This is a genomic window from Pseudomonas sp. V88_4, assembly GCF_029967985.1.
GTDB classification, from domain to species: domain Bacteria; phylum Pseudomonadota; class Gammaproteobacteria; order Pseudomonadales; family Pseudomonadaceae; genus Aquipseudomonas; species Aquipseudomonas glycinae.
Genome location: NZ_JASCAF010000033.1, coordinates 1 through 19,703 on the forward strand (window position 1 = coordinate 1; position 19,703 = coordinate 19,703).

Genomic DNA, 19,703 nt, shown 5'->3' on the forward strand with positions numbered 1-19,703 from the left:
ACGACCCGGACATTGGGCGGTACCTGACGCCGGATCCGGTGAAGCTGGCGGGTGGGTTGAATCAGTACCGGTACGTGCCGAATCCGACGGGGTGGGTGGATCCGTTGGGGTTGACGTCCAACTGTCCGCCGCCGAACAAGCCGGGTTGTTCGGTGCCTGGAGATGTCAGCGGTACAAAAGTAAATGAAGGTGAACCACTTCCTCCTACTATTTTTTTAGGAGTAGACCCGAAAAGTTTGAAACGAACGCATGCAATATCAGGAAAGGGCTCAACCAAACGAGTAGAAAAATTGGGACAAGACATGCGAAAGGCTGGGTATGACAATGAATTCCCCATCGACGTGGCAGAACACAACGGCAACCTCTATATTTTGGATGGCCACCATCGTGCAGCGGCTGCGCGGCAAACTTCAACTGACGTAACAATAACACTGGTAACTAACATCAAAGAACATAAAGGAATTCTAAATAGCATCGAAGAAGTCTTAGAATCCGCAGCCAACGTTGGCCATGACAGACTGGAGCATCACAGAAGAAGATGAGCGAACAAGAAAATACCCTTGAAGATTTGATAATCGACTTTTTAAACAAAGTAGATATCGGCACAAAGCTGCTGGAGGAAAAATTTGGCACTCGAAATATTTTGAGGCTGTGGCGCTCCAACCAGATACAACGATGCGGAAAAATAACAGATACAGTGGAATACGAACTGCATGGTGTCGGGTGCGCTATCCACTTCCCTACAGAATCTGTGGACTTTGACTACGGATCAAACAATAGAATCGATGGCTTTGATGTTTGGCGTCTCTACATTTACGCCAGTGACAGACCTTTGAAATATAAAAAATACTGCGACAAAGACGAACTAAAAAAAGAATTCAACGAATATTTTGCGTTGAAGAAGATAGAAAAAATGTCTGCTTCGGATAACCTGTACATCCTCAAAAACTCAGGATAATTAGGTTGAGGTGTGAAGTGTCGTTATTCAAACCTTGGGCTCGCAAAGCAAGTATTCACTCATCATCATCAAAATCCTCATACTCAAGCTCCTCCTCACCCTCCATAAGCGGAACCGTCGCATCATCCATCAACGACCCCGGATCTTCATTCCCCGGATCATTGATAAACGGCAATCCGCTCGGGCCTTTTTCTTCCTTGCCTTCGGTTTCCGGAGTCATGGCGCACCTCGTCAATCGCATTGATATACGACGTTCGAAAAGTATGGTCGCCATTCGTTCCAGCGCATGACGCGCAGGCGCAAAAAACCCGGCATAAAGCCGGGTTTCCGTAGAACCGATCACTCAACGATGACGATTCTTGTGTTTGTACTTGTACTTATGACCACCGCCGGAGTGCGACTTGCCGCCATCGTCACCCAGGTTGTTGCCGACCGCACCACCCGCCGCGCCGCCCAACCCTGCGCCAATGGTCGAACCGGTGGAGCCGCCGAGGCTGTTGCCGACCACTGAACCGCCTGCGGCTCCGAGGCCACCGCCAATGGCGGCTTCCGTGCGATTGCGTTTGTTCGCGCCGACGGCACTACCGGCCGCACCGCCAACGCCGGCACCCACCGCAGCACCGGTGCTGCCGCCGAGCTGGCCGCCGACCACATTGCCCAGCACACCTCCCAGCCCACCACCGACAGCCGCGGAACCATCGCCGGCAGCCATGGCGCCTTGAGCCACGAGTAGTCCTATAACCAACGCAGTTGCAGTTAAAGTCGAGCGCATACAGACCTCACAGGTCCCGGATCGGGACGGTTCGCCCGCAGAGGGGGCTATGTGGCATTGGAGGCGAATTCGGGAAAAACGTTCAGCAACGAAAAGGCCCGGCATAAAGCCGGGCCTTTTCAGATATGCATTCGCAATCAGTGACGCTTGTGCCCCTTGGACAAGTTGCTGCCCACTGCGCCGCCAGCAGCACCGCCCAGGCCGGCACCGATAGTCGCGCCGTTCTTGCCACCCAGGCTGTTGCCGATGATCGAACCACCCGCCGCACCGACACCACCGCCAATGGCCGCCTTTGTGCGGGCCCCCTTCTTCGCTGCCAACGCACCGCCAGCCGCGCCGGCCAGGCCAGCGCCAATGGCCGCGCCGTTGCTGCCGCCCATTTTCTGGCCAACCACGTTACCCAGCGCGCCGCCAAGACCGCCACCCAGTGCGGCGGTACCGTCGCCAGCCATTGCACCTTGAGCAACCAGAAGCCCCAGAACCAGAGCAGGCAGAGTTAAACGCATGACGAGAACCTCAACAGAAGGAATAAAAAAGGGCGCAGATTGAATGCTGTTGCCGCGGCAATGTCCAGCGTTGCAGCGCACTTGGCGCCGATTGGACAGCGATTATGGAAAAGGTTTTATGGCAGGCAAAAAAAAGCCCGCTGGGGAGACGGGCTGGAGACTTGCTTTCTAACGGATGGCTTCACCCTACTCAGGCGGGTGTGAAAAGTTTGTGAAAGAAACCAAACGAATCTGCAATTTCTGTAGGGCATTTCTCAAATAAAAGAAACAAAAAACCCCGCCCAATGGCGGGGCTGTGTGGCATCCGGATTACTTCCTGGAACGTGCCGTCACCTTGGGCAGAAATTTTGCTTTAGGCCCCTTGGGTGTTGTCGACTTGATCTTGCCGGTCTGCACCGGATCCTCACCGAATCCGGCCTGATACTCCGTCTGGCCGCAGCGCACGCAATTGTTGAATGAAAACTCAGCCCCGTCGTCTTCGATGTACGGATCAGTCATCTCTTCACCCCTTTTCAAATGCGGGCCGACACCGGCAAACCCTTTTGCCTGAAAAAATATCGACCTCCAAGGCTTTTGAGACTAGCCGGTCATTCCTGGACTTGTGGTTCAGATCGCCCGGAGCCCGACGAATGGCCCACGGAAATTAAACACAATGACGAACCGTTGGTCTCACGCGGCTAAAGATTCCCGGCACCCGGCCGCTGCCCTTTTTCCTACGCAATGAATCTCAAGGAGAGAACATGGAAATCAAAGGATTCCCGACACTGCCTGTTGTAAAGCTCACGGATGAACAGATCGCCGCCGGCAAAGCCGGGGCAGAGAAATTCAAGGAAAAAGTCGCTTCGGGCGAAATCGTGATCAAGCAGCCGACCGGGCCGAGCCCCTTGCAGCCTGGCGTCATCTACCACCCGGATCCAGCTCAACCAGCTCAGCCGGGCGATACCCCGCCTCTCGTCGCGATCGATACGCCGCTGACCTACGATTCGAAAGGCACTGTCCTGCTCAAACCACAGGGCTGATTGTCAGCAAAGAGCCCATTCCGTTGAATGGGCTCACAATCCTCAGCGCAATCTGACTGCCGTGCCGGTCGCAAACACCACCACCATGCCGCCCTTCCCTGCCGGCATGCTGATCTCGAAATCCACCCCGACCACCGCATCCGCCTGCAAGGCCCGCGCGCGCTCCTTGATTTCGTCAGTCGCCTGAATACGCGCCTCCTTCAACGCCCGCTCCAGCGTCTGCGAACGCCCACCGAAAAAGTCCCGCATGCCCGCGAACATATCGCGAATTACATTCACGCCCTGCACCGACTCGGCACTGACGATGTCCAGATACGCCGTAATCTGCCGGCCTTCGATGGAGTGGGTAGTGGAAATGATCATGAAGGTCGTCCTTTTTTACATGCCGGATAAAAACGCGAGTGTAATGCCCTGACCAGGGAACGAATCCGTCTCCGTGGCCAAAAATACTGGCGCCAGAATGCACAAAACCCCGGGTTTCTTTCGAAACCAGGGGTTTTGTTTACATCGAATTTGGCGGTGAAGGAGAGATTCGAAACTACCCGTTTACGGTTTTCGGAGGACACCCCCCCGGTTTATAAGGGCTGCAGAGGAGCGAGATTTTCAATCTCAGTCCCATGCCAGTCCCATGGGTTTTGCGCGCCTGGATACAGAACGGGGTCGCGAAGGGCATTTCAACGTTTCATGTTGACCCATGGGAAAAAGGTAATTTTGGTAATGAGCTGAGCTAGATTCGATGCAGGCCTCTAAATTCGACACGTTCAGCGATTTGCATAAAGGTAATAATCAGGTAAGCAAATGGTTAGAAAATTACCTTCTATGTGAGTAATACCCCAAGGCCACGAAACCCAATGAAATAAGGCCATTCAGAAAATATTACCTTGTCCCTTACCTAAAATTACCCTTTGAGGTAATAACGCAAAGCCAAGCGCTGCGAGGGCTGCAGCTCGTTTCTAACCCTTGCTTACCAAAATTACCTTTTCCCCAGCCCACGTCGGAAAAATAGCCAAGGCGACGCTCCGTTTCTACGTTTTTCGCGTCATGCAAAATGGCACTGTATAGGAAGGAAATTCTTGGAGACGCTGTGCAGTACCGCAAAATATCAGAGAGCCAAGCAGCGCGGGCCTTACAGCCATTTTTGCCAGTGGACTGGGCGGTGCCGGACTCGCAGCTGATTCGAACAACTCCGAAAACGAAAACGCCCTGTCCGGTGAGTTTTCCAGGCTATAGCGCCTGCAGGCTGGGCGCCTCACTCCCCTGCCCATCTCGTCGACGCTCCGTAACGCTGTGCAACGCATCTACACTTTTTTGCAAAACTTTGCATTGCGTGCAATGGCTACAACGCCCTCAGCCCCCGCAGCAGGCCTAGGCGAAGCCGGTGTTTGCACCGCTCTAGCCTTTGCACGAAAAAGGGACGCAAAGCCCGTCGGCGGGAGGGGGATAAGTGTTTTTTCAGAAAGTTTTTTCTTCTTCTGATGATTACCATCAACGAACCATATGTGGCGATGCGACCGATCGTTGAGAACATGGGACTCGGTTGGTCAGCGCATCGAATAGTAATAGCGGAGCGGATTGTTTCCACCGTGTCGGAAATCGACACGGTTGCTGAGGACGACAGGATCAGTGGCATGATCTGCTTGCCACTTCGCAAGCTTCCCGCAAGGCTTTACTCCATTACGCCGAAGTTTTTGATCCGTTACCCCAAATGCTCAATGCAGCGTTAGCCAGGAACGGCGGTAACCGGCTATGAGTGGAGCAGCATCGAATCCATAGAAGGCGCCCGCGCACAAGCTCGTAGATATGATTTGCCTTACATAAAATTTGAAAATAATATAAAAATCAATTCGCACTTATGGCATCCGCCACCAAAATATACAAAATTTATAAATTAAGCAGGGAGCACAACTAATGCTTAAACCAATAATCAAAGAACCAAGCGTCAACCATAGTGAAAGAATATTAGCCAAAATCACTGAAAAAACCTTTTTCAGTCTTTGGAGTTACCCGAGTTTATTTAGAGACGTAGACCGAGGAAAGGAACTCATAGATCTAACCGTATATTTCGACAACACTCTTATTTTATTCTCAGATAAAGGCCATGTGACTTTTCAAGAAGATCGCCCGACGGATTTAGCTTGGAAAAGATGGTATCGAGGAGCTGTAAAAGAATCTGCAAAACAGCTGCACGCGGCCGAGTCCTTTGTTCGAAATCACCCACACAGAATATTCCTAAACCAAAAGTGCATAGATCAGTTCCCCTTTGACCTCTCAAACGCTGATTTAAAAATTCATTTAGTTTGTGTCACCAGAGGAATAGGTGCAGCGGCGAAAGCTTACTTTGACTCGAAAGGGCCAGGCAGCAGCGGCTCCCTCGCTTGCTATTTTGTGTTAGACGAACAGCAAATAATGGAAACTCCATTCTTCATCAACGACATAAACCCTCGAAAGACCTTTGTTCACGTACTAGATGAAACAAGCATCGACTTATTACTTAATGAACTCGCCACACCTTCCGACTTCATTAATTACTTACAAGCAAAGGAAAACGCCGTTCGAAAGCTGAAGCTCCAATCAGCAGGAAGTGAAGCGGATATCTTGGGATTTTATTTAGACAATCTCGACCTCAATGGATACGGCACAATAGCAAATCCGAGAAAAGACTTTTCTGTACCTTTTGCTATTCATGAATTCTACTGGAAGTCTTTCCGAAGCTCCCCCGCATATGCATTGCATTACGGTCAGACAAAAGCGGGATTAGGTTGGGCTGAGATTCTTAAAACGTTTTCGAACTGTATTGTTTCTGCGACAGTGGGTGAAGCACACGACCGCCCTCTGCTAGAACATGCGAAAATAGTAGAAATTTTAGCGTCGGAAAACATGTTATCCCGCGCACATTTGGGCAGCTCACTTTTCTCCAAGTATGGTGAAGTTCCTGAGTCTGCACGTTCCGCTAGACTTGTTCAATCTTTATGCCATCCTAACAGGACATACATTTTTCTATTTTTCCCTTGGGACGACGACTACGCTGACTATGATGAATATCGTTCAGAAAGGCGTGCATGCATGGAGCTTTATGGACTTGTCGCTCAATACAAGTACCCAAAAACAAAGCAGCTGATAGTTTTTGGGGCGACTACCAAAGGTAGCATTGGGGAGTCGGAAACAATTCTAGCATTTGATGCTTCCATCCCCTTGACAGCTGAAGAGCGTGAAAGCGCGCAAAAAATCATGAAGTCTCAAGATATATTAAACGACGTCACTCAGAGAAGAATAAATAATTCTGATGCTAGTTTTAGTATTGGCAGAAATGATAAGTGCCCTTGTGGATCTGGCAAAAAATATAAAAAATGCTGCTCTTAATTTTCACATCACTACTTCCCCGAAATAAACTTTAGGCTTATACCTAATCTTTCTGCCTCGCTGCTTTTACTCAAAAAAAATGCAGCGTCGGTCGGATTTGGAGCAGGGCCAGGTGTGTGTGTATGTGCGGCCAATTTAGTGTTCATCTGTTGCAATATATCTAAAACATCACATACCACCTGAAATAGATTTACGTCATTGGAGCCAATCCAACTTTTCGGTGCGTGAAAGTGCTGCCCTTTGGCGGCAATACTTTTTCGTACGCCCTCGATTCGCTCCTGCATATCGCCACCCACTGTAGCGTTGTGCTTTTGCCCCACAACCAGGTTCAAATCCCGCCCGGTAGCCTGGTGCAGATCATCTACCGCCGCCAGGCTCGCGGATCCGCCCGACAGCAGCTTCAGCGCGCCGAGTGCCTCTATCGTCTTCACACCACCCACCGACTCGGTTGAGTGGTCATCAACCGCCCGCGTGTGGCTCTGGAATTGCTCGCGGTTGTCCAGGGCTTCGACCTCGCGCTCGATCGCCTGATCCCGGATCTTTCCGTCTGTTTGGCGCAACCAGTTGCCGTCGGCATCGACGCGCTGTTGCGCGGCGCCGCTGTGCTGCCAAACCTGGTCGCCTTTCGGCACCTTGGGCATGCTCAGGCCGTGCGGCAAGATCGATTGAATGTAGGGCTTGTTCGGCAGACCGTAAGCGAAACACACCACCACCCGCGTGCCTTCCTCCGGAAAGGCGTAAATGCCCATTTCCTCGCCACCGGTGGGCAGTGGTAGGGGAACGCCGGACAGCGGCGGGATGGCCGGATCTGGCTCGTCGTCCGGGCCGAGAACAACGATATCCACCGCGTAGCGCGGACGGAAGTCGTCACAGATCCCCGCGTCCGCCGGCGCATCGGCCACGGCCGTAACCTTGGCGAAGCGCGGCAAGTGGTAACCGCCGGTGAGTTCGGGGAATTGGCGCTCTACAGCGCGGCGGATTGCGTCTTCCATCGGATGGCCATCTGGTCATTGGCGAGTGCCACGCTGGTGATGCGCTCGCCGTTGTTGATCGTTGCACCTGGTCGCAACCCGGGAAGGGCCGCGATCATCGCGCTCTGGTTGCCCTGGTAGCCGTCGAACAGCTCCGTGGGGATCTGCAGCGCCGCACGGGCGCCAAAAAAACTGTCGGCCCAACTGCCGGCGAACACTTCGCCGTTGCCCAGTTGGTGCCAGGTGAAGTCCGGAATGCTGAACACGCGGGCCAGGCTGTCCATCGCCTGGTAGCCGGCGGCAAGGCTGTAGAAGTACGGTGCCTTCACGCCGGCGTAAGGCCGATCGGGAACGCGAAAGCGCAGGCCCGTCTGCTCGCTGATGACAGCCAGCACGGCGCGCAGATCGACGTGACGCAGGTTCAGCGCCAGCGGGTTGGCCAGCACAGCAGCCAGCTCACGGCAGAACAGCACCTGCGCTTTGGCATTGGCGACGGTGCAACGCTCGACGTAGCCGATGAAGTGGCGCTGCAGCGTGCGGTCGTTGTAACCGATATCCAGCGTCACCAACCCTTTCAGCGGCTCAGCGGACTGAACGGTGAAGTTCGCCCGCCCTGGACTGGTGGCGTCCAGCCGAACGTCTTCTTTGACCAGGCGAACAGGAGCGCCATTGATCGACAGAACCTTGTGCAGTTTCACGTCTGCTCACTCCCCAACCATTTGTCGACGCGGCCCAGCACATTTTCAAAGCCGCTCAGTTCCGGGTTGTCGCTCGAACCTGAGTTACTACCACCCTCACCTACCGCGCTGCCCGGAGCGCCGTGGGCGTCGACCTTGTTGCCGGCCCGCCGACCCTCGACCTTTTCCGGGTTCGATTCGCGCTCGCTCAGCGTGAACTGCACCAGCCAGGCTTTCAGGTTGTCGGCTTCGCGGGCGCTGACGCCTTCGGAAAACTCCACCTGGCGAACACCGAACGCCTCGGCGGTATCGTTCACGACGCGGTACAGATGCACCCCCCCGCCGCTCGCCGTGGCTTCGGCCATGCGCATCAGGTCAGTCAACTGCACCCGATCAACAAAGGGGATCATCAGCGAAACGGCCAGCGTCTTGGGCTTGAAGCCCTTGTGGGCCTTGTCGGTGTTGCTGGTCTGCCCCGACATGTCGCCGCTTTCGATGCGTAGATTGCCGGTGACCTTGAGGTTCTTCCCCTGGACTTTTTGCCCATCGAGCAACAGCGTCATAGGCCCACAAGCTCCCGTACAAAACTCAACCCCTCTTGCGTGCCCACCAGCAGCAGGCCGGCGCATTGCACCCACTCATGACCCGGTGCGTCGCCGCTCAGCAGCTCCTGGCGCAGCTCGCTGGAATTACCCGGGCCAATCAGGCGCGCCCGTATGCTGACGTCGGGGTTACCCCCAGCCAGCAGGTTTTTCAGATCAGTCAATTGTTGATCCCGCCCCTGTTGCTGTGCTGACTTGCGAGCGGCCAGCGCAGCAAGATCACCCAGCGGCGAACCGTCGGCGGCGTATCCCTCCAGCACGGCCAACTGGCCGGCCATGGACTGTTTCGCGGCCTTGACCACCGTGCAGCGCTCCAGCGGCAGGGTCTGCCAGCGCGGGAGTGGGCCGGCGCCGGGGATCTCCCACTTTTCGCTCTCAAGTTTCATCAGGTGCTGGGCGCGCCGTTCCGTGCGCACCAGGTCGGGAATCGGAAGCAATGCATTGAACCGGGACAGGCCACTGGCCAACTGTTCCAGCCGTGTGCCCAGGAACAGAATCGACAGCGCGTATTGCGGCCCCGCCGGACGCCCGGAGTCGGTCGCGTCTTCCAACTTTCTGGCGAGGTGTTCCAACACGTTCGGCGCAGACAGGAAACGCTGGTAGCCGGTGCCCTGGCCGATACCACTCTGGAATGGCGTCACCACCAGGCACGCCGGCACCTGGCCCAACTGTTCAGCCAGCGCCGCCCGACCGGCTTCAATGGCGCCTTTCGCGGCATCGCCGACCGGCCCCGGGTTGGTGCTGGCCAAACCTTCCAGACCTGCCACCCGCTGGGCGGTGCTGACCAACTCACCCGTGGCCAGATCCTTGGCGGCGGACAGCCCACCCATCCACTGCGTGGCCTGCTCCGGCCAGCGCATCGTCACCGGTGCCCAGGTCATGCCGGCGGCGTCCAGGTGATGGCTTTCATCGCCTTGAGGTCTTTGTCTTTCAGCGCGCTGGCCACCGCCTGACGCAGCGTCTCGGCCTGTTGCTGCGCCGCCTGCCGAAACCGTACCAGGTCATGACTGACCTTCTGCAGTTGGGCGATCGTGTGCGGTCTGAAGGCCAGCACCTGGTCGGCGGCGTAGCATGGATAGGTGTCGTCCATCCCCAGCAACACCTGACCGTTCAGGTTCACCTGGTCATCGATCGCACTGCTATAGCGATACACCTCGCCCAAGGCGCTGGAGTTGAATCCGCCGGCGATGTACGCCGCGCAGTCGGTGGCGATCGCCTGCAGTTTTTTGTCTCGAAGTGCTGTCAGCACGGCATCGATGTCATCAACCCATTCGCCGTTCTTCCAGACCTGGTTCGGCCCCGGCTTTTTCATGGTGAAGCCTGCCGGCACCGGTTCGAAGCCTTCCAGAGTTCGCGGCTCGCCGGTGTCGGTGCTGTACACCACCACGCCGCCGAAGTAGTCCACCAGCTGCCATGTTTTGCCATTCCACCAGGCGGCTTTATGTTCAGGGATAGCCGGCGGCGCTGTTTCTACGCAGCCGCCCGGGATCATGTAAACGCCAGGCTCCAGCGGCGATTCGTCGGCCCTCACAGCGCCGACCAGGATGCCCAGGTGGTTGGTCTGATAGACGAGTTTTTCAGTCATGTTCGATCTCAATACTTGATGCAGTAGAAAAGGGCCAAGTTCTTGGGCCGAGTCTCAGTGCCGCCGGCAGCGGCCACGGTCACGCCGTGGGTGTGCGCGCCGCCGGCGCCGATTCCGACGTTGTGCGCGTGGTTACCGGCGGCGTTCATCAGAACGTTGTGCGTGTGCACGCCTGCCCAGGACGTTTCGTGAGCCCCGCCCGACTGCTGAACCGAATTGATGCCACCGGCGCCCTGGCCGACACCCGGCGCACTCGGTGCGGAGTGGTTGTGCGCGCCCTGGGCGTCAGTCCAAGCACCGTGTGCGTGGTTGCCCTGGGCATCCGTCCAAGCGGTGTGCGCGTGGTCGCCGACCGCTGCGGCCGAGGCGGTGTGCGCGTGGGAATGGATCATCATGTCCTGAAAGCTGCCGAACGCTCGGTTAGCATCCACACCGCGCCCGTCGTCCCAACCTCTTGGGAACAGACCGCGCATGTCGGGCAAGTTGAAGGTGGTCGTCCCGTCGCCGGCGCCGTAGTGTGTGGCGATCCGAGCAAACAAACCGGCGAACGCCGTGCGAGAAATCGCGGCACCGTTACACGCCAACCAACCCGCCGGCGGGCTATTCATGGCGAACGTGGCCACCATGCCGGTCATTGAGTCGCCGACCTGCTTTTGCAGCTTGTTCAACGCGGCCGTGGTCGCAAGGATTTCGCTGCTGTTGGTGGTCGGGTCATCGCTCTTGGCGTTCGGCAGGTTGCCCAGTTCAACGTCTTCCTTGGTCGTACCCCGGGCGCGCAGCAGGGCGTAGTCACCGTCCCGCGCCGCCAGGTACTGAATCAACGGCCCGTTGATCGGCTCAGGCAGGCGCATGTCCGAAAAGCCCACCGAAGACAGGTAGTGCGCGACGGGCACGCAGTAGTGACGAGCGCCGGCAGAATCGGTGTAGTCCGCCGGCTCGCCGAACACCACTTTCCACGTCGCCACACGATCGTTCAATTGGCGTTCCAGGCACACATCCAGGGTGATTTTCCCTACCGGGATAACGCCGGTCACCGGCAGCGGCGCCGAGAGCGCAACGCGAATGCCTTCGATATAGGCCACGCCCTGGCGCAGCTGAAAGCCGTTGGCCGTTTTTTCGAACAGCAGCGAATCGCCAAAAAAACAGGCACGACCATACATTTCACGATTGCTCACGCGCTCGCGCTCATCGATTCCGGCAAGGCGCACGGTAAAGTCATGCTGCCAGGTGCTGGCATCAATGGTTATGCCGGTCAGCGCCTGGGCACCGTCGTAGGCCACCAAAAAGTTGCGAGTGACGTTGTTGCCGATCTGCAGCGGCGGGATGTTCTTGCGTTTTTGCTGCAGCGGGACGTAGGACACGGCAAACAGCAGGCCGTCCGCATCCTCAAGGCCGATCCAGTTAAAGTCCCAGTCGCCGATGTCGGAGCCGATTTGGGCGCTATACACGACCTGGTTGGGGTTCACGAACCCGGCGTTTTCCTTGGGGATGTCGTAGACGTGAACAATCTGTCCCGCCGGCGGCTTGCCGGCAGCACGATCCACAGGCGTTTCAGGGTTCAGCCCGGGCACGTTGGCGAAAATGAATTTCGTCACGACCAGGGGCTTTTTCTCGCTTTGTTTCAGGGCGATCTGGCTTTCGCCGGCCAAAGTGATACTGGCGCTCACGGTGCGCTCCTACAGGCTGGCGACCAGCGTCTGCTGGTCGTCGTTGAAGTCGATCAGGCCGATTTGCAGGCCCACGGGGGTAATGGTCACGAAGTCATAGCGCCGGCAGGTGCGGCCGTACTGCTGAATCAGCACACGCAGCAACTCCGGATTGAGGGACAACTGCGCGTTGCTGAACTTGAGCAGCACCACGTCCCAATCACGCCCGGGCTGGCGTTCCTCGATCTCGACGTAGCCGACGCCCAAGCGCTCGAAAATGCGCTTCATGCCGGCAGTGCTGCCGGCGTCCACTGAGTTGATGAAGGCGAATTTCACGCGCAGGCGGAACAGGGCTTCCGGTTCACCGGTGAAGCGCGTCACGTCACGCTGCCAGGCCCACAGTTCCAGAATGGCCAGGTGGCAGGTGTCGGGATCGATCTGCAGGTAAGGCCAGCGCAACCAGCTGGTGACGGTTTCCCACCAGGACTGTGCAGCGGCCAGTAACTTCGACAGCTCGGTGCCGCCGAGCCAGAAAGGCAACTTGAGCTTGGTCATTGCGCCGTCACCTTCAACTGGCCCAGGCGCGGAATGTTCAGCCCGCTGATGATGTCCTGACCGGGAAGGAACCGCAGGGACGCGATGTCCTCGAACTGCTGGTGAATCTCTTCACTGAGCCGGCTGTAGCTGAAACGCGATTGCGGATAGGTCAGCGTCGGCTGGTAGTCGGTCGCGGTGCTTTCGCGAAAAGCAGCCCGCACGAACAGTTCCACCTCTTTCACCAGGGCGGCGATCTGCTCGGCGCTCAAGTTGGGCTTGGGCCACAGCCACAGCGTCACGGTCACCGGGACTTCGGGCATGACCATGGCCAGCAGATCGTCGCCGTGGCCGTGGTTGCCCTGGTCGCGAATGTGCGCGTTGATTTGCTGCAGGTAGGCGTCCGCCGGCACACCCGCATCGAACAGGATGTAGGCATTCGCACTGCCCGGGCCACGGGGCGCGCCGTGTTCGAAATACACGCCATCCGGACGCACGCCCGGGAAGGCGGAAATCATGGCGCGATACACCGCGTCGGTGTGCCACTGGTTGACCGCAGAGAACTGGTTGCGCACGCGCAGGCGTAGTTGATCGTTTGGTTCCGGATCGGCCCCTGGTGATTCCAGCCAGCCGTCTTTGTTTACCACCTGCACGATGCCAGGGATCGGCACCGGTAGGATCGCGTAATACCCCGGCGCCAGGTTGAAGCCACTACCGGCCTCGACTGCCTCCACGGGAACGTCCAGCTGCAGCTGGCCCTGCTGGAACGTCGCCGGCGCCGTGGTGACCAGCTGGTAAACGTTGCCATTGATCGCGGCAGACTGCACCACGATGCCCTTTTCCAACTCCAGCACGCCGTCCGGAATGGCCCGGGTGAACAGCAATTTGCCTTTTGCCTTGGTGGCGCCCTTGCGCTCAACGTTTACCGCCCATGCCAGCGTGTCCAGCCAGGCGTCGACCGCCGTTTTCACAAAGAAGTTGGGCAGCACGGTCAGGCACAGGAAATCCAGCAGCCACAAAACCGGCTTGGTCACCAGTGCGGTCATCACTCGCCAGAATGGGGAATAGCTGCTGGTGTTGGCGACTTTCGCGCCCTGGGCTTCAACCTCTTTTTCCCATGCCGCCTTTAGCCCCGCCTCGGTGGTCGGAATGCCGGTATCGGCGATCACCTTTTTGAAATCGACGCTCACAGACTTACCTCGATCGATCCGAATTTGATGGTTTTGGCGGTCACCAGGTACACACCTGGCGCCTGCTCGGTGATACGCGCCGTTCCCGGCACCAGGCGCACGTCTTCTTCAACCAGCAGTTCCATCTGCTGGATGCAATCGCGTTGACGCAGGCGATCGCGTTCGGCCACCAGCGTCACCAACAGCCCGCTGTCGCGGATCATGTGGGCGATGTCCTGGGCGATACAGGCACGGTCGTCGACCAGCAGCGGCTGGTGCGACAGATCCAGCGCCAGGTCGTTGTCGACGATGAGCAGATCCACGTACTCGCTCATCCGCCTACCGCCATCGCAACCATGTTTTCCATCTCCAGCGGCGTCATCTGCTTGCCGGTGTGAATGTTCACGTTCTCCACATGCGTGCCCTTGTTCTGGCTGCTGTTGTTGTTCTGGATGCTGGTCAGCAGGCCACCCGGCGGCACCGCCGAAGGGCGAGCCGGTGACAGGCTGGGGATTGCCGCGTTGATGGTCTGCTGGGCTTTCTGCGCAGCGTTGGCGGTGTCGGCGGCGTTGGTCGCGGCATCGACACCCGGCACCTCGGGCATGCCGCCGAAACGCGCTTCGATGTTCACGCCCGGGATGCTGTTCAGCAGCTCGATCACACCGTTAACGGCCTTGGTGAAAATGTCGACGATGCCGTCCCACGCGGCCTTGGCCATGCCCGACCAGCCGCCCATGGAGTTAAACCAGTCGGACAGTTTCTGGAGCTTGTCGGCGACGAACTGGAACGCGGCCGTGTTCATCAGGGCGCTCGTCCACTCCTTCCAGAAGTAGACCGCCGCCACAATGACCGCCACCAGTGCGACGATCCCGACCACGATCCACACTACCGGGTTGGCCAGCAGCGCCGCGTTGACCAGCCAGATCGCGCCCTGCCAAAGCATCATGGCGCCGCGAATCAGCGCCAGGCCGGCGCTCAGCGTGTAGATCACGGCCACGTAAGCCAGGATGGCCAGCTTCTGCAGGATGAACACCGCGACGGTGCGCAGCCCCATCAGCTGGAAGACTTTCCAGACGGTCAGCATTCCCAACCAGGTCATGCGGGCAATGCCCACCACCATGGTCAGCGCCGACATCGCGGCGACGATGCCCATGATCGTCAGCGCGGTGATGCCGATCACCCGGGTGATGTTCGGGAACAGCTGCGACCAGCGCACCAGGGTTTTACCGATGTCCACCATCTTGGCCATGAACGGCGACAGCACCGGGATCAACACCTGACCGAACACCACTCGCATGACTTCGACCAGGGACGCCCACTGTTGCCACGGGTCAACCATCGCCCGGGCCATCTGCTCGGCGTTCTCCAACCCGCGCACCTTGCCCAGCTGCTCGATGCCGTTGCGCAGCCGATCGGTATCCTTGGCCAGCGCGCCGATCACCTGGGCGCCTTCACCGCCGAAGGCCTCCATCAGCTTGGCACCCGCCGACGCGCTGGTGAGGTCGCCGAACTTGCCCTGGAGCTTGTCTAGGATGGTCATCATCGGCAGCACCTTGCCCTGCTGGTCGGTGAACTTCATACCGAGCTTTTCAGAGGCCGCGCCGATGTTCTCGAAAAACGCCTTATAGCGTCCGCCGGCGTCGCCGCCCTCCATGGTGCTGCTCAGCGTGCCGATCACCGCCATCTGTTCAGCCAGGTCGACGCCGGAAGTCGTGGCGATCGCCCCGGCTTCCTTGAAGGCGTCTTTCATGGCTGCGCCGCTGGTGCGGAACAGCTGCACCGCCAGCGCCGTCTGGCCGCCAAGTTTTTCGACCCACGCGCCCTTCCCCATCGCATCGGCTTGGGACTTCTGCAGGTTGTAGAGCGTACCGACGTATTCGCCCATGGTTTCGGCGTCGGTCTTGGTGGCCTTGGCCAGCAGGTTGCTGGTGTTGGTGAAAGTTGCCAGCTGGTTGCCGGCCAGGCCTTTGATGGCGCCCTCGATCAGGTAGGCGGACGCCACAAAATCCTTCGCGTTCTCCCCGTAGTTCACCGCGAACTCCAGTGACTTGGCGTTGAGTGCCGACAGCGCGTCCTCGGCCACGCCCAGCGATCGGACGTCGCCCAGGGCGCGATTGACCTCCAGCGCCGGTTCCATGGATTCGCGAATGGCGACCACGCCCGCCGTCAGACCGCCCAAGCCCAGGCCGATCGTCTTGATGTGCTTTTCGCTTTGATCGGAAAGCTCGGCAAAACCCATTTTCACCTTGCCCAGGGGCGCGGTGACCTTGTCCTGCAAGCTGAGAATGAAAGCCAGGCTGGCGCTACGGTCTGCCAATGTCGTTACCCGTTCAGCGCAAGGGCGATGCCGTTAGCCACGGCAAATTCCATGCGTCTCCAGTGTTCGTCCTCCAGCCACTTGGCCGTCCCCATCGCCTCGGGCGTGGGTTCGGCACCAGGTAGCCAGCGGTTCGTCAGGGCCATCAGCTGGCCCAGGCCGTTTTCGCTCAGGCGCTCAGCGTGCTCGAGCGCTTTTTTACGATCACCTCAACGTTGGGCGCGTATTCCTCCAGCAGCGCACCAGCGAGCTGCATCACCATCACCGGGTTGCCCAGCAGCGGTTTCAGCACGGTTTTTTGATCCTGCAGCACGGTGGTCATCAGCAGGTTGTTGCCCGGCGCGACCTTGTTGGTTTGGGTCAGGGCGTTGAAGTACTTGGTCACGTCCGCCGGGGTCAGGTTGAAGGTGAATTCGTTTTCGCCGACTTCCAGGGTGATTTCGGTGTTTTGCTGGCTCATGGGGTATCGCTCTTTTTGAGGTTGGGAAAAGTGGTGTCCTGGTGCGCGGGCGATCGCTGGCACACGCCACGGACGTATTGCTGCAATCCGACGATCATTTGCCGGCTTTGGGCGAGTTGATCTCGGAGGGTGAAATAATCCGGTCGAGCGTCTGCTGAGAGTTCGGCGCGGCCTGCATCAGCCACGCGGGCGGTGCCGGCGGTGGCGGACACAGATCCGGAGGCGGGACAGGTGGCGCTGACGTACAGCCGGCCAGTGCCATCGTCAACAGCGCGGCGCAGGCGTTCGTTTTCAGTGCGTGCATCGGTCAATTCCTTGGTGTTTCGTTGGTCGATCGCGTCCCGTTCAGCGAGCATTTCGCCGCTGATGCGTGCCGCTTCCCGCAGGCCGCTGGCCTCCCACTTCGCGCTGTCGCGCTCGCGCCTGGCTTCGTCGCGCTGGCCTTCGAGCGCGTCGAAACCGATCCAGGCAACCAGACACAGCACGACCAGGAACAAGGCTTCGCGCAGCATCACCAGGCCTCCGCGCACAGCCGGGATTCGGCCAACCGGCGGTTGTGCAGCCCTGGTACAAAGCGTTTCTGGCCGTTGGCGTCAGTCACATAGGCCCACACCGGCGTCTTGCCGTCCGGCGCCCAAGCCAGCGCTTTGCAGCCCTCGGCGATGCGACCGGCGTTGATAAGCGCGACCGCTCGACTGGCGCAGGTGCTGGTCACGCCGAAGTTGTGGCCGTGACTGGTCAGCGCGTCGAACGTGTTCTGGCCCACGTTCGGATTGGTGATGCACTCGGCCAGCTGCAGCTGCGTTTTGCGGATCACCAGCTGCTCCACCTCGGCGCACTTGGCGGGCGACCAGTAGTCGCCGACGACGACCGGGTACGGGCTGGTAAACCGGGTGATGCCTTTGCAAACCGTGGGCAGTCCGCCGGCGAGCTTGTCCGCGTAAACGGTGTTCTGGCCGTTGCCTTCCCAAGTGCCGAGGAAGATCACCAGCGGCGTGCTGGCCAGCGCGATCACACCGGCCATGATCCTGCCGCGCAGGCTCATGGGAACCACACGCGCAACAGTGCCGGCACGACCATCTGCAGCACGGCGCCAACCAGCGTCAGGATGGTCAGCAAGCGGCCAACTTTGGCGCCGATGTCATTCACCGCAACGGTCAGCGTCTGCTGGCCGGCGTTGAGTTCCGACAGCTGGCCCGCCATGTGTTCGAAACCCTGCTCCAGCTTGGTGACACGGGTCGGGACGGTTTCGTGGCGGTCTTCCAGCTCGCCCAGCCGGTGTTCGAAGACAGCGAATTTCTGTTCCAGCGCTCCGAGGCGCAAGGCGTCAGTGGTCATCGGCGTGTACTCTTCTCGACGTCCGTCTGGCACGGGACGCACCGGGTTATGCCGCCGTGCGCCTGGCGCGCCGGCGGGATTGGTTTGTCGCAGTCCTGGCAATGGGTCAGGCTTGGCCCGACCGGCGTAGGCTTGCTCAGCTGAGCCTTGATCGCCTGGTCACGTTGGCGCTGCTCCAGCTCCTGGGCACGGTCGAACCAGTCCACCATCAGCGCAGCCCCTCAATCTCGGTCGCGGCCAGGTACGGCACGCCGTTGATGTGGATGAAATCCGGGCTGGTCACGTCGAACGGAACCTTGTGTTTGGACTTCTCGCCGCCCTTCGGGTCAATCGCCAGCAGGCTGGACAGCTTCACCTTGCAGCCGAACGCTTCCACCCGCAGTTCCTCGTCTTCGCCGGCCTTGGCGAAGAACACCGCGTCGAAGGGTTTGAGGCCTCGGAAGCTGCCCGCCGATCGCGCCGCGTCGATCAGCAGATTGAAGTTGGTGGTATCCAGCTCGAATTCGCCGGCGGCGGCCACGTCACCGTCCACGGTACCGTCCGGCACGCCCCGGGTTTGGGCCACTGCCGAGTTATCGGTGATATCCAAAGTGCAGCTTTCGACGTGCAGCGCGATATCGCCCAGGCTCACGTCAAAATTCTTGCCGCCAATCTTCGCCATGGGGCGTTACTCCTGTTTATCGGTGGAAAGATCCAACGCGATATTCGCGGTCAGGTCTTTCGGGCAGTTGTGGGGCTTGAGCTTGATGTAGGCCGCGACCTTGGTTTTCGTCTCCCAGGTCAGCACCAGATCGCCGTCCTTCGGCGGCTCAATGTCACCCGGGAACACTTGACCCGCGAACGTGGTGGACTTGGCCATGGCGCGCAGTGGCGCCATCAACTGGTTGGTGTTGACGGCCATGCTGTTGGGGGTGTTGTTCAAGCGGCGATCGGCAACGCGGCGAATCAGCAGCGGGCGGATCTGGCGAGCGGCCTTGTCGGTGATTCGCAGGTATTCCACGACCTGAAAGTCACTGCCGGGGGTGTCCAGCATGTTGCCGTCGCCCCAGTACACGCCTGGGTAATCCGGATAGGTCTGCGAAACCGAGTAGCGCGCCCGATCCAGCTCGCTGCGCACAGCCGAGGTCAGCGGGACTTTGTCGCCATCGATCGGAACAGGGCCGAGGCCCAGCACGGCACCGGTGGCCACGCGCATCGGGCTGTCAGCGATGCTCACAGAAGCGTTTGCCAAGCGACCGGCCAGCACGCCCAGGTCATTGCCATGCAATTGCGGCACGACCAGCACACGCGGCGCCGCCAGATTGGCCAGCAGCCCTTTGCGTTCGCTGACGTATTGCGCCCAGGTCTGTTCGGCGGTGATGCCAGGCACGGAGGCCATGACAAACACGCGGCGCCCGTAGGTGTTGTTCAGTGCGATCGCCGCGTCATGCATGGCCGACAGTTCAGCGGCAGCGGTTACCGGCTTGGTAATCACCACGGCTTCGACGGAGTAGCCCTGTTGTTGGGCCTTTTCCAATGCGCTAGCCCAATCGCCCTCGGCGGCGATCGGAGCCGCCACGCACGCCCAGCGCTGGCCACCATTGAGCTGAGCGGCGGTGATTTGAGCTTTCAGGTCGCTGGCTGGAACGCCCAGTTCGGCGTCCAGATCGCTGTCCATGTTCAGCGGCAGGATCTGGCCGACGTTCTTGCCGGCGGGGCCGATGAATAGAAAGTAACGCTCAATCTCGCTCACTGGCCCCTGGCCCAGATTGAGATTGTCGACGGTGACTTGACCGAGTGCCATGCAGTG

28 protein-coding genes are annotated in these 19,703 nt (G+C 58.8%); 5 read left to right on the forward strand and 23 right to left on the reverse strand.

What is annotated here, in order from left to right; all coding sequences use genetic code 11:
* On the forward strand, nt 1-542 hold a 542-nt coding region (locus tag QLG12_RS10800), incomplete at its 5' end, for an RHS repeat-associated core domain-containing protein (protein WP_282474473.1).
* Nucleotides 539-958: a hypothetical protein gene (locus QLG12_RS10805; RefSeq protein ID WP_197869531.1), complete on the forward strand. Its 420-nt coding sequence runs from the start codon at nt 539-541 to the stop codon at nt 956-958. The genes QLG12_RS10800 and QLG12_RS10805, both read left to right, overlap by 4 nt.
* Nucleotides 959-1,013: 55 nt before the next feature.
* Here the strand turns inward: QLG12_RS10805 and QLG12_RS10810 are convergent, their stop codons facing one another.
* The 4 genes from QLG12_RS10810 to QLG12_RS10825 all read right to left on the reverse strand — a co-directional run bounded on the left by QLG12_RS10810 (nt 1,014) and on the right by QLG12_RS10825 (nt 2,734).
* The gene (locus QLG12_RS10810; protein WP_169429543.1) at nt 1,014-1,178 is read right to left on the reverse strand and encodes a hypothetical protein; all 165 of its coding nucleotides are present in this window, start codon (nt 1,176-1,178) and stop codon (nt 1,014-1,016) included.
* 123 nt (nt 1,179-1,301) lie between these two features.
* Nucleotides 1,302-1,730, reverse strand: coding sequence for a YMGG-like glycine zipper-containing protein (locus QLG12_RS10815; protein WP_197869532.1), 429 nt, complete (start codon nt 1,728-1,730; stop codon nt 1,302-1,304).
* Nucleotides 1,731-1,867: 137 nt separating this feature from the next.
* Nucleotides 1,868-2,236: a hypothetical protein gene (locus tag QLG12_RS10820; RefSeq protein WP_011333227.1), complete on the reverse strand. Its 369-nt coding sequence runs from the start codon at nt 2,234-2,236 to the stop codon at nt 1,868-1,870.
* Nucleotides 2,237-2,545: 309 nt separating this feature from the next.
* Complete coding sequence (locus QLG12_RS10825) at nt 2,546-2,734, reverse strand: hypothetical protein (protein ID WP_041475182.1); 189 nt, start codon at nt 2,732-2,734, stop codon at nt 2,546-2,548.
* Between the two features lie 242 nt (nt 2,735-2,976).
* Between QLG12_RS10825 and QLG12_RS10830 the strand changes: the two genes are divergently transcribed.
* Complete coding sequence (locus tag QLG12_RS10830; RefSeq protein ID WP_011333226.1) at nt 2,977-3,255, forward strand: hypothetical protein; 279 nt, start codon at nt 2,977-2,979, stop codon at nt 3,253-3,255.
* Between the two features lie 42 nt (nt 3,256-3,297).
* Here the strand turns inward: QLG12_RS10830 and QLG12_RS10835 are convergent, their stop codons facing one another.
* Nucleotides 3,298-3,618: a YbjQ family protein gene (locus QLG12_RS10835; RefSeq protein ID WP_197869533.1), complete on the reverse strand. Its 321-nt coding sequence runs from the start codon at nt 3,616-3,618 to the stop codon at nt 3,298-3,300.
* A gap of 1,112 nt (nt 3,619-4,730) precedes the next feature.
* Between QLG12_RS10835 and QLG12_RS10840 the strand changes: the two genes are divergently transcribed.
* Entirely contained in the window at nt 4,731-4,979 is a 249-nt protein-coding gene (locus tag QLG12_RS10840) for a phage antirepressor N-terminal domain-containing protein (RefSeq protein ID WP_282474474.1), read from the forward strand.
* 184 nt (nt 4,980-5,163) lie between these two features.
* Nucleotides 5,164-6,615: an SEC-C metal-binding domain-containing protein gene (locus tag QLG12_RS10845; protein ID WP_282474475.1), complete on the forward strand. Its 1,452-nt coding sequence runs from the start codon at nt 5,164-5,166 to the stop codon at nt 6,613-6,615.
* Between the two features lie 11 nt (nt 6,616-6,626).
* On the opposite strand, the gene QLG12_RS10850 is transcribed toward QLG12_RS10845, so the two are convergent.
* Genes QLG12_RS10850 through QLG12_RS10935 form a run of 18 tightly spaced genes read right to left on the reverse strand, consistent with a single transcriptional unit; the run spans nt 6,627 to nt 19,697 of the window.
* Complete coding sequence (locus tag QLG12_RS10850; RefSeq protein WP_282474476.1) at nt 6,627-7,607, reverse strand: hypothetical protein; 981 nt, start codon at nt 7,605-7,607, stop codon at nt 6,627-6,629.
* A complete protein-coding gene (locus tag QLG12_RS10855) occupies nt 7,580-8,284 on the reverse strand; it encodes a hypothetical protein (RefSeq protein ID WP_282474477.1) in 705 nt (234 codons plus the stop codon). Before QLG12_RS10855 ends, QLG12_RS10850 begins: the two co-directional genes overlap by 28 nt.
* A complete protein-coding gene (locus QLG12_RS10860; RefSeq protein WP_282474478.1) occupies nt 8,281-8,826 on the reverse strand; it encodes a DNA-binding protein in 546 nt (181 codons plus the stop codon). Before QLG12_RS10860 ends, QLG12_RS10855 begins: the two co-directional genes overlap by 4 nt.
* Nucleotides 8,823-9,746, reverse strand: coding sequence for a hypothetical protein (locus QLG12_RS10865; RefSeq protein WP_282474479.1), 924 nt, complete (start codon nt 9,744-9,746; stop codon nt 8,823-8,825). The genes QLG12_RS10860 and QLG12_RS10865 overlap by 4 nt, the downstream gene beginning before the upstream one ends.
* Entirely contained in the window at nt 9,743-10,450 is a 708-nt protein-coding gene (locus tag QLG12_RS10870) for a hypothetical protein (protein ID WP_282474480.1), read from the reverse strand. Before QLG12_RS10870 ends, QLG12_RS10865 begins: the two co-directional genes overlap by 4 nt.
* An 8-nt stretch (nt 10,451-10,458) precedes the next feature.
* Complete coding sequence (locus QLG12_RS10875; RefSeq protein ID WP_282474481.1) at nt 10,459-12,117, reverse strand: phage tail protein; 1,659 nt, start codon at nt 12,115-12,117, stop codon at nt 10,459-10,461.
* Nucleotides 12,118-12,126: 9 nt separating this feature from the next.
* Complete coding sequence (locus QLG12_RS10880) at nt 12,127-12,651, reverse strand: phage tail protein (RefSeq protein ID WP_085649253.1); 525 nt, start codon at nt 12,649-12,651, stop codon at nt 12,127-12,129.
* Nucleotides 12,648-13,820 (reverse strand): baseplate J/gp47 family protein, encoded by a 1,173-nt coding sequence (locus QLG12_RS10885; RefSeq protein WP_282474482.1) that lies wholly within the window; start codon nt 13,818-13,820, stop codon nt 12,648-12,650. The genes QLG12_RS10880 and QLG12_RS10885 overlap by 4 nt, the downstream gene beginning before the upstream one ends.
* Nucleotides 13,817-14,134 (reverse strand): DUF2590 family protein, encoded by a 318-nt coding sequence (locus QLG12_RS10890; RefSeq protein ID WP_282474483.1) that lies wholly within the window; start codon nt 14,132-14,134, stop codon nt 13,817-13,819. The genes QLG12_RS10885 and QLG12_RS10890 overlap by 4 nt, the downstream gene beginning before the upstream one ends.
* Nucleotides 14,131-16,116 carry a phage tail tape measure protein gene (locus QLG12_RS10895; RefSeq protein WP_282474484.1) on the reverse strand — a complete coding sequence of 662 codons (1,986 nt, stop codon included), beginning with the start codon at nt 16,114-16,116 and terminating at the stop codon, nt 14,131-14,133. Before QLG12_RS10895 ends, QLG12_RS10890 begins: the two co-directional genes overlap by 4 nt.
* Nucleotides 16,117-16,121: 5 nt before the next feature.
* The gene (locus tag QLG12_RS10900) at nt 16,122-16,262 is read right to left on the reverse strand and encodes a hypothetical protein (RefSeq protein ID WP_039013052.1); all 141 of its coding nucleotides are present in this window, start codon (nt 16,260-16,262) and stop codon (nt 16,122-16,124) included.
* Nucleotides 16,263-16,285: 23 nt separating this feature from the next.
* Complete coding sequence (locus QLG12_RS10905) at nt 16,286-16,576, reverse strand: putative phage tail assembly chaperone (RefSeq protein WP_282474485.1); 291 nt, start codon at nt 16,574-16,576, stop codon at nt 16,286-16,288.
* Entirely contained in the window at nt 16,573-17,088 is a 516-nt protein-coding gene (locus QLG12_RS10910) for a lysis protein (protein ID WP_282474486.1), read from the reverse strand. Before QLG12_RS10910 ends, QLG12_RS10905 begins: the two co-directional genes overlap by 4 nt.
* Nucleotides 17,088-17,621: a lysozyme gene (locus QLG12_RS10915; protein WP_282474487.1), complete on the reverse strand. Its 534-nt coding sequence runs from the start codon at nt 17,619-17,621 to the stop codon at nt 17,088-17,090. Before QLG12_RS10915 ends, QLG12_RS10910 begins: the two co-directional genes overlap by 1 nt.
* The gene (locus QLG12_RS10920; protein WP_197869377.1) at nt 17,618-17,914 is read right to left on the reverse strand and encodes a hypothetical protein; all 297 of its coding nucleotides are present in this window, start codon (nt 17,912-17,914) and stop codon (nt 17,618-17,620) included. The genes QLG12_RS10915 and QLG12_RS10920 overlap by 4 nt, the downstream gene beginning before the upstream one ends.
* The gene (locus QLG12_RS10925) at nt 17,911-18,123 is read right to left on the reverse strand and encodes a TraR/DksA C4-type zinc finger protein (protein WP_282474488.1); all 213 of its coding nucleotides are present in this window, start codon (nt 18,121-18,123) and stop codon (nt 17,911-17,913) included. Before QLG12_RS10925 ends, QLG12_RS10920 begins: the two co-directional genes overlap by 4 nt.
* Nucleotides 18,123-18,575, reverse strand: a complete 453-nt coding sequence (locus tag QLG12_RS10930; protein WP_025111123.1) for a phage protein — start codon at nt 18,573-18,575, stop codon at nt 18,123-18,125. The genes QLG12_RS10925 and QLG12_RS10930 overlap by 1 nt, the downstream gene beginning before the upstream one ends.
* Nucleotides 18,576-18,581: 6 nt before the next feature.
* On the reverse strand, nt 18,582-19,697 hold the full coding sequence (locus QLG12_RS10935; protein WP_282474489.1) for a DUF2586 domain-containing protein: 1,116 nt from the start codon (nt 19,695-19,697) through the stop codon (nt 18,582-18,584).
* Between the last annotated feature and the right edge of the window lie 6 nt (nt 19,698-19,703).